The 13,440-nt window shown below is 68.1% G+C and carries 16 protein-coding genes; 9 read left to right on the forward strand and 7 right to left on the reverse strand.

What is annotated here, in order from left to right:
• Window positions 1-186: 186 nt before the first annotated feature.
• Window positions 187-1,305 carry a lytic transglycosylase domain-containing protein gene (locus G3N64_RS07285; RefSeq protein WP_205783162.1) on the reverse strand — a complete coding sequence of 373 codons (1,119 nt, stop codon included), beginning with the start codon at window positions 1,303-1,305 and terminating at the stop codon, window positions 187-189.
• A gap of 596 nt (window positions 1,306-1,901) precedes the next feature.
• Here G3N64_RS07285 and G3N64_RS07290 point away from each other — a divergent pair.
• Both G3N64_RS07290 and G3N64_RS07295 read left to right on the forward strand, forming a co-directional pair.
• Window positions 1,902-3,458 (forward strand): UbiD family decarboxylase, encoded by a 1,557-nt coding sequence (locus G3N64_RS07290; RefSeq protein WP_205783163.1) that lies wholly within the window; start codon window positions 1,902-1,904, stop codon window positions 3,456-3,458.
• Window positions 3,459-3,516: 58 nt separating this feature from the next.
• Entirely contained in the window at window positions 3,517-4,185 is a 669-nt protein-coding gene (locus G3N64_RS07295) for a LysE family transporter (RefSeq protein ID WP_205783164.1), read from the forward strand.
• Window positions 4,186-4,314: 129 nt separating this feature from the next.
• Here G3N64_RS07295 and G3N64_RS07300 read toward each other — a convergent pair whose 3' ends face one another.
• The gene (locus G3N64_RS07300; RefSeq protein ID WP_175036418.1) at window positions 4,315-4,614 is read right to left on the reverse strand and encodes a hypothetical protein; all 300 of its coding nucleotides are present in this window, start codon (window positions 4,612-4,614) and stop codon (window positions 4,315-4,317) included.
• On the opposite strand from G3N64_RS07300, the gene G3N64_RS07305 reads away from it, so the two are divergent.
• The 3 genes from G3N64_RS07305 (at window position 4,601) to G3N64_RS07315 (ending at window position 6,695) form a co-directional block, all read left to right on the forward strand.
• A complete protein-coding gene (locus G3N64_RS07305; RefSeq protein ID WP_205783165.1) occupies window positions 4,601-4,909 on the forward strand; it encodes a hypothetical protein in 309 nt (102 codons plus the stop codon). The genes G3N64_RS07300 and G3N64_RS07305 overlap by 14 nt on opposite strands.
• A gap of 220 nt (window positions 4,910-5,129) precedes the next feature.
• Window positions 5,130-6,059 (forward strand): DUF2520 domain-containing protein, encoded by a 930-nt coding sequence (locus G3N64_RS07310; protein WP_205783166.1) that lies wholly within the window; start codon window positions 5,130-5,132, stop codon window positions 6,057-6,059.
• Window positions 6,060-6,131: 72 nt separating this feature from the next.
• Window positions 6,132-6,695, forward strand: a complete 564-nt coding sequence (locus G3N64_RS07315) for a YggT family protein (RefSeq protein ID WP_006488584.1) — start codon at window positions 6,132-6,134, stop codon at window positions 6,693-6,695.
• Window positions 6,696-6,707: 12 nt separating this feature from the next.
• Here the strand turns inward: G3N64_RS07315 and G3N64_RS07320 are convergent, their stop codons facing one another.
• Together G3N64_RS07320 and crcB are read right to left on the reverse strand one after the other, a co-directional pair.
• The gene (locus tag G3N64_RS07320; RefSeq protein ID WP_205783167.1) at window positions 6,708-7,058 is read right to left on the reverse strand and encodes a DUF190 domain-containing protein; all 351 of its coding nucleotides are present in this window, start codon (window positions 7,056-7,058) and stop codon (window positions 6,708-6,710) included.
• Between the two features lie 23 nt (window positions 7,059-7,081).
• Window positions 7,082-7,468: a fluoride efflux transporter CrcB gene (gene crcB / locus G3N64_RS07325; protein WP_027788140.1), complete on the reverse strand. Its 387-nt coding sequence runs from the start codon at window positions 7,466-7,468 to the stop codon at window positions 7,082-7,084.
• Window positions 7,469-7,873: 405 nt separating this feature from the next.
• Between crcB and G3N64_RS07330 the strand changes: the two genes are divergently transcribed.
• Window positions 7,874-9,085: a S53 family peptidase gene (locus tag G3N64_RS07330; protein ID WP_205783168.1), complete on the forward strand. Its 1,212-nt coding sequence runs from the start codon at window positions 7,874-7,876 to the stop codon at window positions 9,083-9,085.
• Window positions 9,086-9,122: 37 nt separating this feature from the next.
• Here G3N64_RS07330 and G3N64_RS07335 read toward each other — a convergent pair whose 3' ends face one another.
• The 3 genes from G3N64_RS07335 to G3N64_RS07345 form a co-directional block, all read right to left on the reverse strand.
• On the reverse strand, window positions 9,123-10,001 hold the full coding sequence (locus G3N64_RS07335; RefSeq protein WP_205783169.1) for a Sir2 family NAD-dependent protein deacetylase: 879 nt from the start codon (window positions 9,999-10,001) through the stop codon (window positions 9,123-9,125).
• A 184-nt stretch (window positions 10,002-10,185) separates the two neighbouring features.
• Window positions 10,186-10,566, reverse strand: coding sequence for a DUF4406 domain-containing protein (locus G3N64_RS07340; protein WP_205783170.1), 381 nt, complete (start codon window positions 10,564-10,566; stop codon window positions 10,186-10,188).
• On the reverse strand, window positions 10,563-11,162 hold the full coding sequence (locus tag G3N64_RS07345) for an NUDIX domain-containing protein (RefSeq protein ID WP_205783171.1): 600 nt from the start codon (window positions 11,160-11,162) through the stop codon (window positions 10,563-10,565). The genes G3N64_RS07340 and G3N64_RS07345 overlap by 4 nt, the downstream gene beginning before the upstream one ends.
• An 81-nt stretch (window positions 11,163-11,243) precedes the next feature.
• Here G3N64_RS07345 and G3N64_RS07350 point away from each other — a divergent pair, with 81 nt between their 5' ends.
• The 3 genes from G3N64_RS07350 to G3N64_RS07360 all read left to right on the forward strand — a co-directional run bounded on the left by G3N64_RS07350 (window position 11,244) and on the right by G3N64_RS07360 (window position 13,366).
• Entirely contained in the window at window positions 11,244-11,999 is a 756-nt protein-coding gene (locus G3N64_RS07350; RefSeq protein WP_175005844.1) for a DeoR/GlpR family DNA-binding transcription regulator, read from the forward strand.
• Window positions 12,000-12,218: 219 nt separating this feature from the next.
• Window positions 12,219-12,830 carry a chromate transporter gene (locus G3N64_RS07355; RefSeq protein WP_205783172.1) on the forward strand — a complete coding sequence of 204 codons (612 nt, stop codon included), beginning with the start codon at window positions 12,219-12,221 and terminating at the stop codon, window positions 12,828-12,830.
• The gene (locus tag G3N64_RS07360; RefSeq protein WP_205783173.1) at window positions 12,827-13,366 is read left to right on the forward strand and encodes a chromate transporter; all 540 of its coding nucleotides are present in this window, start codon (window positions 12,827-12,829) and stop codon (window positions 13,364-13,366) included. The genes G3N64_RS07355 and G3N64_RS07360 overlap by 4 nt, the downstream gene beginning before the upstream one ends.
• Window positions 13,367-13,440 lie beyond the last annotated feature (74 nt).

A 13,440-nucleotide genomic window follows, 5' to 3' on the forward strand; every position in this document is an offset into this window, starting at 1 on the left:
GCGACTTGATACCAATTCCGCCGGCAAGATACTCGTCAACGATGCGTTGCTTGAACTGCTCGTTGTACTTCGTCATGAAAAACACCCCAAAGGTTGGACGGGTGTCCAACTTTTGGGGTGCAGTTCAATCGGGTGCCTTTTTCATTTCCTGCCGGCCTGAGCCATGCGGTGCGCTACCGCCACACGTTACGCGCCAAGCTCCGAACGGTCGCCGTGCGACTGCTTCGCGGTATCGACGCTCGTGTCGTCCTGCGACGCGGCTTCCTTCGATGCCGCCGACTTCGCCGACGTCGAGGTTTCGAGCGTCGCACGTACGCGCTTCGCACCGCCTGCTGCTGCTGCCGTTACGGCGGCGGCCGTGACGATCGGCTTCGCCGGCGCCTGCGGCGCATTGAGCGGCACGCTGCGGCCACGCGCGACGTCACGCAGGCGACCGCGCTCGGCCATCACCTTGGAACCGTAGCCGTTGTCGTCGGGGTTCGTCGAGCCGTTGTACAGGCGCAGGCCGTTCGCGAGCGAGCCGCCACGTGCGATGCAATCCTTCAGCACGAGTGCGCCGACCTGGAGGTTCGCAAGCGGCTGCAGCGCGGTATCGGTGCCGCCGAAATACTCGAACTTGTCGGAATGGACCTTCGACATGACCTGCATCAGACCCTTCGCGCCGACGCCGCTTTCGGCGTACGGGTTGAAGCCCGATTCGATCGCCATCACCGACAGCAGCAGCAGCGGATCGAGGCCGACGTCACGGCCGGTCTGGAACGCAGCCTTGACGAGCTGGCCGAGCGGCTCCTGCGCGACCCGGTAACGACGCGACAGGTAGGTCGCGACGAGCGCCTGTTCGCGATTCGATGCGAGCGCACGGTCGTCACGCGCATCGGCCGCCACGCGCTGGGACGGGATCAGTTTGGCAAGCGCGACGGGCGACGGGCCGTTGCGGGCCGTATCGGACGCATCGCCCTGCGCGGCGGCTTCCGGTGCGACGTCGAGGCCGACCGCAAGCGCGTCCGTTTCGGGGCTGTCTTCCTGCTGCTGCGGCTGCGCGCCGGCGGGCGCGAAGTTCGGCAGCGGATGGCCGGTCAGCAGACGGGCCGGCCCGGCTTGCACGGCCGCGGATACGACCGGCATCAGCTTCGCGGCGAGCGTGCCGCGGACGGTTGGCAGCAGCCACAGTGCGAGCGCAACTGCGACAGCGAGACAGCCGACAACGCTGAATAGATGGTGACTGACACGCGTCCCGCGACGCAGCATGCTGCGCACGAACTGCGCATGCTGCTCACTAGGACGCCACGATAACCAAGCGTTCATTCAGATCATCTCCCATGAACATGACTCGTGCGGCTCGCTCAGCTCGATGGCGAGACAGGTAACGCGCCGCGGAATCACGACGCCGCACGCTTTGGTTGGGGCGTGCAGACATCGGGGAAACGGTATAAGTACCGTTCGAGGCCACGGTGTAAGAGGGCCGGCACCTTCGCACACTGGGCGAGGCGGGCATACGCGGTGGCACCCACGCAAAAAACCAGCGTCTGGTGGCGCTGGCTGAGACTACGACTAAGGCCGTCGGATACGCCGTGCAGGATTCGGCGGACGGTGACGCGCTGCGTCAAAGATCGGTGATTGGCGGCTCGAAGCCTTTTACCCTGCAGCCAATTTGAGCGGATTCTAGCAGGGTTTTATAGATCGTCAACACTATAAAACCTTCAAATTATAACAAAAAGTAATTTAAGAACCCTCTTCAGATCGCGAGCCCCGTGCCGTAGGGGGTTTGCGCGCGGTCGACTTTTTTCTCGGCCGGGCGGTCGGACGGCGGCCCGGGTAAAATCGTCGGTCGATTCGGGGCCGCAGCCGGCCGCTGCGCCCGCCCATCGCTGCCCGCCATGCGGGTGGCCCGGACCATCTTCATGAAATACAAAGACTTACGCGATTTCATCCAGCGCCTCGAGGCGCTCGGCGAACTGCGGCGCGTCACGCAGCCCGTGTCGCCCGTGCTCGAAATGACCGAGCTGTGCGACCGCGTGCTGCGCGCCGGCGGCCCTGCGCTGCTGTTCAATGCGCCGACCGGCTACGACTTCCCGGTGCTCGGCAACCTGTTCGGCACGCCCCGACGCGTCGCGCTCGGGATGGGCGTCGATGCGGGCGACGACGCCGCGCTCGATTCGCTGCGCGATCTCGGGCGCCTGCTGTCCGCGCTGAAGGAACCCGATCCGCCGAAGAGCCTGAAGGACGCCGGCAAGCTGCTGTCGCTCGCGAAGGCCGTGTGGGATATGGCGCCGAAGTCGGTGTCGTCGCCGCCGTGCCAGGAAATCGTCTGGGAAGGCAACGACGTCGACCTGAACCGGCTGCCGATCCAGACCTGCTGGCCCGGCGACGCGGGACCGCTCGTCACGTGGGGCCTGACGGTCACGCGCGGGCCGAACAAGTCGCGGCAGAACCTCGGGATCTACCGCCAGCAGCTGATCGGCCGCAACAAGCTGATCATGCGCTGGCTCGCGCATCGCGGCGGCGCGCTCGACTTCCGCGAATTCGCGCTGCAGAACCCCGGCAAGCCGTATCCGGTCGCGGTCGTGCTCGGCGCCGATCCGGCCACGACGCTCGGCGCGGTGACGCCCGTGCCCGATTCGCTGTCCGAGTACCAGTTCGCCGGCCTGCTGCGCGGCAGCCGCACCGAGCTCGCCAAGTGCCTGACGCCCGGCGTCGACACGCTGCAGGTGCCCGCGCGCGCGGAGATCGTGCTCGAAGGCTTCATCTATCCGCAGGAAGGCACGCCCGCCCCCGCTCCGGCCGGCGCACCGCCGCGCCCGGCCGGCAATGCGTCCGCCGCGTACGAGCACGCGCTCGAAGGCCCGTACGGCGACCACACCGGCTACTACAACGAGCAGGAGTGGTTCCCGGTGTTCACCGTCGAGCGCATCACGATGCGCCGCGACGCGATCTACCACTCGACCTACACGGGCAAGCCGCCCGACGAGCCCGCGGTGCTCGGCGTCGCGCTCAACGAGGTGTTCGTGCCGCTGCTGCAGAAGCAGTTCACCGAGATCACCGACTTCTACCTGCCGCCCGAAGGCTGCAGCTACCGGATGGCCATCGTCCAGATGAAGAAGAGCTACGCGGGCCACGCGAAGCGCGTGATGTTCGGCGTGTGGAGCTTCCTGCGGCAGTTCATGTATACGAAGTTCATCGTGGTCGTCGACGAAGACGTGAACATCCGCGACTGGAAGGAAGTGATCTGGGCGATCACGACGCGCGTCGACCCCGTGCGCGACACGGTGATGGTCGACAGCACGCCGATCGACTATCTCGACTTCGCGTCGCCGGTCGCCGGCCTCGGTTCGAAGATGGGGCTCGACGCGACCAACAAGTGGCCGGGCGAAACCAGCCGCGAATGGGGCCGCCCGATCGAGATGGATGCGGCCGTGAAGGCGCGCGTCGACCGGCTCTGGCAGGAGATCGGACTCTGACGCCACGCGGCCGGCGCCTGCCGGCCCGTGGATTGCCATCGCCACAAGAACGACGAAGATGACCTTTCCGCCCGCCTCCATGCTGTCCGACGGCTTCTTTCTGTCGCTGTCGCTGTGCCTCGACATCGGCCTCGTGAACGTCGCGATGCTGTCGCTGACGCTGTCGCACGGCTTCCGGCCGGGCTTCTGGCTCGGCATCGGCTCGTGCGTCGGCGATCTCGTCTATGCGGCGCTCGCGCTCGCGGGGATGGCCGTGCTGCTGCAGTTCGAGCCGGTGCGCTGGATCGTGTGGATCGGCGGCGGCGCCGTGCTGCTGTTCCTCACGTGGAAGATGGCGCGCGAAGCGCTCGCACCGGCCAAGCCGGCCGGCGACGATGCCGAGGATACGCCGCAGCCGCGCGCCAGCGCGCGGCGCAGTTTCCTGCGCGGAATGCTGCTCGCGATGTCGTCACCGAGCGCGATCCTGTGGTTCGCGGCGGTCGGCGGCGCACTGATCGCGAAAGCCGGCGCGACCACGCCGGCCACCGCGTCGGTGTTCCTGTCGGGCTTTTTTCTCGGCGGCCTCGCGTGGACGCTCTTCATGTGCACGCTCGCGAGCCAGGGCCGCAAGCGCGCGGGCGCCGGGCTGATGCGTGCGTGTCACGTCGCGTCGGCAATGCTGTTCGCGTATTTCTCGTACAGCGTGATCGTCGGCGGCTACCGCGACCTGATCGTGCACGCGGTGTAATCGCAACCGATCTGATCTGCACGGGCCGCGCGTCGAAGCCGGGCGGCGGCCCGGAAGAAAAAACGGCGCAGCGCCCCTCGCGGGACGTTGCGCCGTTTTGCCACGCGCGGTCAGGCCGCGCGGCACGAATCAGCGACGCCAGCCGTGATGCCCCCAGCCGCCGTAACCGTGACGCCAGTACGGACGGCCGTAGTAGCCACCATAGCCGCCGACGACCACGGCGGGCGGCGGCGCGTAATACGCCGGTGCCGGTGCGTAATAGACGGGCGGCGGCGGCGCGTAGTACACGGGCGGCGGCGGTGCATAGACGGGGTACGCGGGTGCGACCGGGATACCGATGCCGACCCCGATCGACACGTGAGCCTGTGCGGCGCTTGCGGCACCCAGGCCCAGCGCGGCGGCGGCGATGAACGGAATGAGCTTTTTCACTTCGATTCTCCTGCTGGAGCGGTATTTTATGCGCTCCTGTCGGCAACGGCGGGCATGCACGTCGCATGAGAGCAATGTAGCGAAAACCCGCCCCGCGCGTATCGTGCATTTGTTGCAAATTGCAATTGCACGCGGCTGGAACCGCCGTACGGTATGGCTTGCAGCACCCGCGGCGACCCTTGCGGGTCGCGCGATTCCGTCCGACGAGTCGGGTCGCGACATCATGGCCGGTCAGTCTTACCGGATACGGCGCGCGCAGCGGGCACGCGACCGTAATGAACGATTACAAATTTGAGACAAGATGCCGACATTTCAAGCGGGATACGGGTGCGATATGTTTCGGGGTCGGATTCCAGGATCGTGAATCGACCGTGACGCCGGGCGCCGGTACACGCATCGATCGCGCTGCCTGCCGGTAAGTCACGCACGTGTCCGCGCGGAAATTGTCCTTTCGCGGCCCCGCCGTCATTCCTGCGATACTGGCGGCTGCTTCGTTTTCGCTTACGCCCGCTGCCATGTCCCTCCCCGACACACCCCGTCTCGGCTTCATCGGCGCCGGCCGTCTCGCGCGCTGCGTCGCGCAGCGCTTCGCGCGGGCCGGCTTTCCGGTCGTCGCGATCGCGAGCCGCACGCCCGCGTCGGCCGCGGCACTCGCCGCGTGCATCGACGGCTGCCAGGCGGTCGACACGCCGCAGCAAGTCGCCGACAGCGCCGACCTGATTTTCCTGACGGTGCCCGACGACCATCTCGCGTCGACCGCCGCGGCGCTGCACTTCGACACGTCGCGCGTGGCGCAACAGGCCGTCGTTCACTGCAGCGGCGCGTCGGCGGTCGCGCTGCTCGATCCGGCGAAGCAGCAAGGCGCGGCCACCGGCGGCTTCCATCCGCTCTACCTGTTCGGCGGCACCGACGCCGACCTCGCCCGCATCGACGGCTGCTCGGTCACGATCGAAGCCGACGGCGCGTTGCATGCGACGCTGATGCGACTTGCTGCCGCACTCGGCTGCCATCCGCTGTCGATTCCGGCCGGCGGCCGGATGCTCTATCACGCGGCCGCACACTACGCGGCGAGCTTCGCGCTGTGCGGTCTTGCGGAAGCGGTCGAGCTGTGGCGCGGCCTCGGTTTCGACGAGGAAGCCGCGCTGCGCGCACTGCTGCCGATGCTGGCCGGCACGATCGAGACCGCGCGCGACAAGGGGCTCGCGAACGCGCTCTCCGGCCCCGTGTCGCGCGGCGATACGGGCATCGTCGAACGCCAGTTGGCACTGCTTGAAACGCGCGGCGGCGATCACGCGACGCTGTACGCGCTGATGACCCGCCGCGCGGTCGCGCTCGCGGCGCAGCGCGCCACGCCGCCGGCATCGTTGCCGGCGCTCGCCGAAGCCGTCGAAACGTCGCTCGCACGCACGGCCGCGCCCCCCTCCCCGTCGCGAGACGAGGCGTGATAAGGTGTCGGCCGATGCGCCGCCATCCGGCGTTGGCGGCCGCACGCTACTGACTAAAAAAGGATGCCAACGATGTTCGGCGAGATCGCCCGTTTTCTGCTCAATACCGTCTTCACGCTGTTCGGCGCCGCGCTGATCCTGCGCGTCTGGATGCAGGCCGTCCGCGTGCCGCCGTACAACCCCGTCACGCAGGCCGTGCTGCAGGCGACCAACTGGCTCGTGCTGCCGCTGCGCCGCGTGATCGCGGGCGTACGCGGCATCGACTGGGCCAGCGTCGTCGCCGCGCTGCTCACCGCGCTCGTCTACGTCGTGCTGATGGTCGTGATGGCCGGCTTCGACCCGGCCGCGGTGATCGCGACGCTGGTCGTGGTCGCGCTGCTCACCGTCGTGAAGTGGGCGCTCAATCTCGTGATCTGGATGACGATCCTGATGGCGCTGCTGTCGTGGCTCAACCCGCGCTCGCCGGCGATGCCGATCCTCTACCAGCTCACCGCGCCGTTCCTGAACCCGCTGCGCCGGGTCATCCCGAACCTCGGCGGGATCGACCTGTCGCCGATCCTGCTGTTCGTGATCGTGCAGGTGCTGCTGATGATCGTCACGCGCGCCGCCGTGTCGCTGACGATGTTCGGCATCTGACGCCGTCGTACCCTACGCCGCCGGCGCTTGCGCCGGCGGTGCGCCGAGCGTGTCGATCACGCCGAAGCGCGCCGGTATCATCGCGTAGCACACGCGCACCTTCTCGTGCGCCAGCCGCTCGAGCAAGCGCTGCGCCTCGTCCTCGGTGACGATGAATTCGACCTCGATCGCGAGCGACCCCTGCAGTTCGAAGAAGCGGTCCTCGTGCAGCACGCGATGCTGGCCGAAACCGGCCATCGCGCGAAACGCGGACCCGCCCGCGACGCCCATCCGGTTCGCCTCCTCCAGCAGCCATTCCCACAGCGGCTTCCAGTGCAGCCGGTGCTGCTCGTGCACATAGAAGCGCAAGAAGATCTTGTCCATCGCTCCCTCCGATGGCGGCCCGCTCAGGCCGCCGCGAGCCACGCGCGCGCGGTCCACATGCCGAGCGCCGTCAGCGCGAACGATCCAGTCAAGTGTAGGGCAGCCACCGCAAACGCCCATCCGAATTCGCCCTGCAACGCGTGCGTCATCACTTCGACCGAATAGGTCGAGAACGTCGTGAGGCCGCCGAGAAAGCCCGTGATCACGAACAGCCGCCACTCGGGCGGCAGCCCGACGCGGGTCGTGAACACGACGGCGGCGATGCCGATCACGTAGCCGCCGATCAGGTTCGCAGCGAGCGTGCCGAGCGGCACGGCGGGAAAGAATTCGTTGAGCGCGAGGCTCAGGAACCAGCGCAGCAACGCGCCGAGCCCGGCGCCGACGAAGATCGCGACGATCGAATAGAACAAGGGCACTCCTCACTGACGCCGCCGCGTGGCGGACGCGGCCTACGCTGAACTGTATGCGGAATCGCGCCCCGCCGGCAATGCCGGCGGGCCGGGCCCGCGAGCGCCGGATCGTGTCGCAATGGCGCGTTGCGTTTCATTATTTCCATGCGCGCACCGCACATCGATATTTTCCAAACAATTACATCTGACATTACGAATTCATTTTGAATCAGCCGAATATTTATCGGCCTTTCAATAATCGATAAAGCCATTCAATCCGGCGCGGGCTAACCCTTAAAAATGCGTGTTCCACGTACTTTCCCTTATCAGACATTCCCGTATCCGGCCGATATTCGATGCAATTGACGCAGTCGATTTCGTAGAATTATTTCGCCAATCCACTCCATCGACATGGAGACTCGAAAAATGAACAATATCCGCCTGTCGTCCATGTTGATTCCGGCGCTGTGCGCGTCGCTGCTCGCATCGGGCGTCGCGCTCGCCGACGGCAACGGGCCGCCGTCCTACGTCGAGGGCAATCGTGCACCGAAAGGCTTCGCACGGCCGCCGTTCCACACGAAGCCGCGTGCGAGCACGGCCACAATCGCCGGCCTCACACCGGCACTTACCCGGCATGTCTACGGCTTCGACTCGATCGCCAATCAGGGCGACGGGATGACCATCGCGATCGTCGACGCATACGACGACCCGAAGATCGAGTCCGATCTCGGCGTGTTCAGCAACGCGTTCTCGCTGCCGGCCTGCACGTCGTCGAACGGCTGTTTCACCAAGGTATATGCACGCGGTACGCGGCCCAGGACGGATTCGGGCTGGTCGCTCGAGATAGCGCTCGACGTCGAATGGGTGCATGCGATTGCGCCGAAAGCGAAGATCCTGCTCGTCGAGGCCGCATCCGCCAGCTTCAGCGACCTGCTGGCCGCGGTCGATCTCGCGGTGAAGCGCGGCGCGTCGGTCGTGTCGATGAGTTTCGGCGGCAACGAATTCAGCAGCGAGGCCGGCTTCGACAGCCACTTCAACGTCGCGGGCGTCACGTTCGTCGCGTCGTCCGGCGACAGCGGTACCGGGACCGAGTACCCGGCGGCATCGCCCTACGTGGTGTCGGTCGGCGGCACGACGCTGTCGTTCGATGCGGCCGGCAACTATGTCGGCGAAGCCGCGTGGAGCGGCAGCGGCGGCGGCATGAGCACGACCGAGGCCGAGCCGGCCGGCCAGAGCGCGTGGCCGATTCCGGTGGCCGGCAAGCGCGGCGTGCCCGATGTCAGCTACGACGCGAATCCGTCCAGCGGTTTCGCCGTGTACGACTCGGTCACCTATCAGGGGCAGGCCGGCTGGTTCCAGGTCGGCGGTACGAGCGCAGGCGCGCCGCAATGGTCGGCGCTCGTCGCGATCGCCAATTCGCTGCGCACGGCGGCCGGCAAGAAATCGTTGACCGGCACCTACGACGCGCTTTATACGGTCGGCAAAACCGCGTACGGCAGCGACTTTCGCGACGTGACGACCGGGTCCAACGGCAGTTGCGGCAGCGTCTGCAGCGCGGCGGGCAGCTACGACTACGTGACGGGCCTCGGTTCACCCATCGCGCCGGCGCTCGTGCAGGCGCTCGTCGCGCAGCCGTAACTGCGCGGTCGTCGCCGGTCGGCCCGTAGCGCGGCGCTCAGTCGCCGTGCCAGGCGCGATCGAGCACGCTCAGCGTCGCGAGCGCACCGCCCTTCAAGCCGATCGCGTCCGCGCGGCGCGCATGCGCTTCGCGCACGTTGATGCGGATCACGTCGGCGCCGAGCCGTTCGCTCAGCAGGCGCACGGTCGGGATCGCGGTGCCCGCGCCGATCTCGACCACCGCGACGCGCCCGGCCCGCGCGAGCCAGTCTTCCAGCGCGCGTTCCTGCGCGTCGTAACGCGCACCGAGCCAGCCGGTATCGCCGAACATCAGGATGTTGGGCCTGGCAAGACCGCCGCAGTGCGGGCAGCGCGGCATTTCGCCGACCAGGCGGCAGGTAGCTTCGTCGACGTCCGGCACGAACGGCGCGGCATCCCACGTGTCGTTCGTGCACGGCCGCAGGCACTGCATCGCATGAATCGAACCGTGGATCTCGACGATCCGCGCCGGATCGAAGCCGGCTTTCTGGAACTGGCCGTCGACATTGCTCGTCAGCACGAAACCGCCGTTTGGCATCGCGTCGATCCAGCGGCGCAGGATCGCGAAGCCTGCATGCGGCACCGTCGCACGGTAGCGCGCGAGACGGTGCCCGTAGAAGCCCCACGCGAGCGGCGCGCGCGCACGGAACGCGTGCGGCGATGCGATCTCGTGGAATTCGAACCGCTCGTGGCGCAACGCCGGATACGCGCGCCAGAACCCGTCCGTGCCGCGAAAATCGGGCAGCCCGGAATCGACGCCGATACCGGCGCCGGCCGTCACGAGCAAAGCGTCGGCGCGCGCGAGCGCGGCAACGGCGGTGGCGACGAGATCGGCGGGCAGTTGCGCAGCGGCGGCAGCAGCAGCAGCAGTGGAGTCGGCGGAATCGGAAAACGGCATGATGGGGCGGCGGTAGCGTCGAGCGGTGCGCGGGTGGCGTCGCGATCATACGCCGCTTCGCGTACGGCGCGGCATGCGCGATGCAACAGCATGACGTACCGCTCGCCCGGCCGCGGGCGATGCAGGCGGCCGGCCGATGCAGTGTGCCGACGGCGCCGCCGCGGCCGGGCGGCGCCCCGCCTGCTCAGCGATCCGAATCGTCCTGCGCGACCGGAATCTCGTCGACCGCGAAATAGACCGGCTTGCCGAGCTGCCGCGCAAGGTCGACGTCCGCATCGGCCCCGCGCGACGCGCCGTCGATCCGCCATACCGCATCGCAGCGGCGCAGCAGCCGGTGCGCGGCCGGATACAGGAACGCCTCGCTGATCGCGTCGCCGACCTGTCGCGACCCGGCCGAGACGGCGAGCGGCAGCGACACCCACTCGCCGATCATCGGCACGTGCCCGCGGCGATACACGGCGAGCGCCGCCGCCTCCAGCCGGTGCAGGTTCGCGGCGATGCGCGCGGGGTCGCCGTCCGTGCCGCTGCGATAGGGGCCGGCGACCAGCACGAGCAGCGGCGTCATGCCGTGCGCGTGCCGGCGGTTTCCCGCAGCGCGACGTACTGGAGCAGCATGATCGTCTTCGCATCGACGATCTCGCCGCGCTCGACCGCAGCCAGCGCCGCCTGCAGCGGCATCTCGACGACCTCGAGATCCTCGCCCTCCTCCGCGACGCCCCCGCCGTCGCCGGTGCGCAGCGACGCATCGTATTCGCCGACGAAGAAATGCAGCTTCTCCGTCACCGAGCCCGGGCTCATGAATGCCTCGAACACCTTGCGCACGCCGCGCACGCGATAGCCGGTCTCCTCCTCGGCCTCCGCGCGGATGCGCGCTTCGGGTGTCGCGTCGTCGAGCAGGCCGGCGGCGGCCTCGAGCAGCATGCCGTCGTGCCCGCTGACGAACGCCGGCATCCGGAACTGCCGCGTCAGCAGCACGTCGCCCGTATCCGCGTTGCGCAGCAGGATGGTCGCGCCATTGCCGCGATCGTAGGTCTCGCGGCTCAGGCGCTGCCACGTTCCGTCGCGGCGCTGGAAATCGAACGTCACCTTCTTCAGCACATACCAGTCATCGGACAGCACCGTCGTATCGACGATGCGGACACGGTCCCGCGTTGCAGCCATCCCAGCCTCCGGTTCGACAAAAGACGGCGCCCATGGTAACGTGCATATTCGTGCAACTTCAAGAAAATTCGTGCAAACACGATGCTGACGACGCAACGCAAGAAAGCGATCCTCGACGCACTCGCGCGCGACGGCCAGGTGCTGGCGGTCGAGCTGAGCGCGCAATTCGGCGTATCCGAAGATACCGTCCGCCGCGACCTGCGCGAGCTCGCGGCCGAGGGCCTGCTGCAGCGCGTGCATGGCGGTGCGTTGCCGGCGTCGCCGGCCGTCGCGCCGTTCGCGCAGCGCGAGGCGCTCGAGACCGCGGAAAAGCGGCGCATCGCGCGGCGCGCCGCAGAGATGATCGCGCCCGGGCAGGTGGCGATCGTCGACGGCGGCACGACCTCGGCGCTGCTCGTCAGCCAGTTGCCGGCCGACCTGCGCGCGACGATCGTCACGCACAGCCCGAGTGTCGCGGTCGCGCTCGCCGCGCATCCGTCGATCGACGTGATCCTGATCGGCGGGCGGCTCTACAAGCATTCGATCGTCGCCGTCGGTGCGGCGGCGATGGAGGGCATTGCGCGCATCCATGCAGACCTGTACTTCATGGGCGTCACGGGCGTCCATCCGGTCGCGGGGCTCAGCACCGGCGATTTCGAGGAAGCGGCGATCAAGCGCGCGCTGGCCGAGCGCGCGGCCGAGACGGTCGTGCTCGCGTCGCAGTCGAAGCTGCGCGCGGCGTCGCAGTTCGTGATCGGCGAGATTACGCTCGCGCACACCGTGGTGGTTGAGAAGGAAACCGATGCCGCGCTGACGAAGCCGATCGAGGCGGCGGGGGTGACGGTCGTGCGCGCGTAGCGGCGACGGGTTGCGGCCGCGCGGGATGTGCGGATGTGCGGATGTGCGGATGTGCGGATGCGCGGATGTGCGGATGTGCGGATGTGCGGATGCGCCTGAACACGCCCGTCGACTCGGCCGCCGGCTTTCATCGCGTCGCCGCCGAGCCCATGTCAGCGTGCTGACAGGGTCCGCTTGCTAACATGAGCGACCGCCCAACCGCCACGCGCCGCCCGCCCGATGCCGCCGCCCTCCGCCACCACCTCGCCTGCGCCGCCTGCCGGCGATGCACCACCGCCCGGCGTGCTCGCGCTGTTCATCGCGTTCTCGCAAATCGGCCTGACTAGCTTCGGCGGCGGGCTCAGCGGCCGGATGATGCGCGACTTCGTGTATGAGCGGCGCTGGCTCGACGAGGAGGCGTTCCTCAACGGCCTCGCGCTGTCGCAGGCGCTGCCGGGCGTCAACGTGAAGAACCTCGCGATCTGGATCGGCTACCGGCTCGCCGGTTGGCGCGGCGCCGTGGCCGGCTTCACCGGCATCATCGCACCGCCGGCCGTGCTGATCGTGCTGTTCGGCATCGGCTTCTCTACCCTCACGCGTTTTCCGCTCACGCATGTCGCGCTCGCCGGCGCGGCGGCCGCGGCGATCGGGCTATCGATCTCGATGGCGATCACCGCCGTGCGCCGGCTGCCGCGCCGCGCGCTGCCGTTCGCGGTGACGGCGCTCACCTTCGTGTCGGTTGCGGTGCTGCACTGGCCGCTTGTATGGACCGTGCTGGTCGGCGGCACGCTGAGCGTCGCGCTCGAATACCGCCGCGCGGCAGCGACGCCAGCCGGGAGCGACTCGCCATGACCGCATCGCAACGCTACGCCGCGCTGTTCGGCGTGTTCGCGCCGCTGTCGATCGCGACGATCGGCGGCGGACAGGCGATCATCGCCGACATCCAGCGGCAGGTGGTCGACGTGCATCACTGGATGACCGCCACGCAATTCGTGAACGATTTCGCGATCGCGCGGATGGCGCCGGGCCCCGGCTCGCTGCTCGCAACATTGATCGGCTGGCAGGTGGCCGGCTTCTGGGGCGCGGTGATCGCGACGCTCGCGCTGTTCGGCCCGACTGCGTTCCTGATCTACGGCGTCGCGCATCTCTGGCGGCGGCATCAGGGCGCGCGCTGGCAGATCGCGCTCGAAGCCGGCCTGCGCCCGGTCGCGGCCGGCACGATCCTCGCGTCGGTGTGGGTGCTGCTGCAGGCGCTCGACGGCGGCTGGGCCGCGCGCGCGATCGCGGTCGCGGCGACGCTGTGCGTGATGTATACGCGCATTCACGCGCTGCTGCTGATCGCGATCGGCGCGCTGCTGCTCGTCGGCGTGCACGCGCTCGGCATGTGAGACGCAGCGACACGCCCGCGAAGGCGGCGGCGAACAGAGCATCCGATACCCGCGCAACGACGCAAGCCCGCCAG

It is taken from the genome of Burkholderia sp. Ac-20344 (genome assembly GCF_017104975.1).
Classification (GTDB): Bacteria; Pseudomonadota; Gammaproteobacteria; order Burkholderiales; family Burkholderiaceae; genus Burkholderia.

Excerpts from the sequence above, each read along its gene's own strand:
- G3N64_RS07285 (WP_205783162.1), bottom strand. The coding sequence starts at position 1,305 with ATGAACGCTTGGTTATCGTGGCGTCCTAGTGAGCAGCATGCGCAGTTC.
- G3N64_RS07290 (WP_205783163.1), top strand. The coding sequence starts at position 1,902 with ATGAAATACAAAGACTTACGCGATTTCATCCAGCGCCTCGAGGCGCTC.
- G3N64_RS07295 (WP_205783164.1), top strand. The coding sequence starts at position 3,517 with ATGACCTTTCCGCCCGCCTCCATGCTGTCCGACGGCTTCTTTCTGTCG.
- G3N64_RS07305 (WP_205783165.1), top strand. The coding sequence starts at position 4,601 with ATGAGCTTTTTCACTTCGATTCTCCTGCTGGAGCGGTATTTTATGCGC.
- G3N64_RS07310 (WP_205783166.1), top strand. The coding sequence starts at position 5,130 with ATGTCCCTCCCCGACACACCCCGTCTCGGCTTCATCGGCGCCGGCCGT.
- G3N64_RS07315 (WP_006488584.1), top strand. The coding sequence starts at position 6,132 with ATGTTCGGCGAGATCGCCCGTTTTCTGCTCAATACCGTCTTCACGCTG.
- G3N64_RS07320 (WP_205783167.1), bottom strand. The coding sequence starts at position 7,058 with ATGGACAAGATCTTCTTGCGCTTCTATGTGCACGAGCAGCACCGGCTG.
- G3N64_RS07330 (WP_205783168.1), top strand. The coding sequence starts at position 7,874 with ATGAACAATATCCGCCTGTCGTCCATGTTGATTCCGGCGCTGTGCGCG.
- G3N64_RS07335 (WP_205783169.1), bottom strand. The coding sequence starts at position 10,001 with ATGCCGTTTTCCGATTCCGCCGACTCCACTGCTGCTGCTGCTGCCGCC.
- G3N64_RS07340 (WP_205783170.1), bottom strand. The coding sequence starts at position 10,566 with ATGACGCCGCTGCTCGTGCTGGTCGCCGGCCCCTATCGCAGCGGCACG.
- G3N64_RS07345 (WP_205783171.1), bottom strand. The coding sequence starts at position 11,162 with ATGGCTGCAACGCGGGACCGTGTCCGCATCGTCGATACGACGGTGCTG.
- G3N64_RS07350 (WP_175005844.1), top strand. The coding sequence starts at position 11,244 with ATGCTGACGACGCAACGCAAGAAAGCGATCCTCGACGCACTCGCGCGC.
- G3N64_RS07355 (WP_205783172.1), top strand. The coding sequence starts at position 12,219 with ATGCCGCCGCCCTCCGCCACCACCTCGCCTGCGCCGCCTGCCGGCGAT.
- G3N64_RS07360 (WP_205783173.1), top strand. The coding sequence starts at position 12,827 with ATGACCGCATCGCAACGCTACGCCGCGCTGTTCGGCGTGTTCGCGCCG.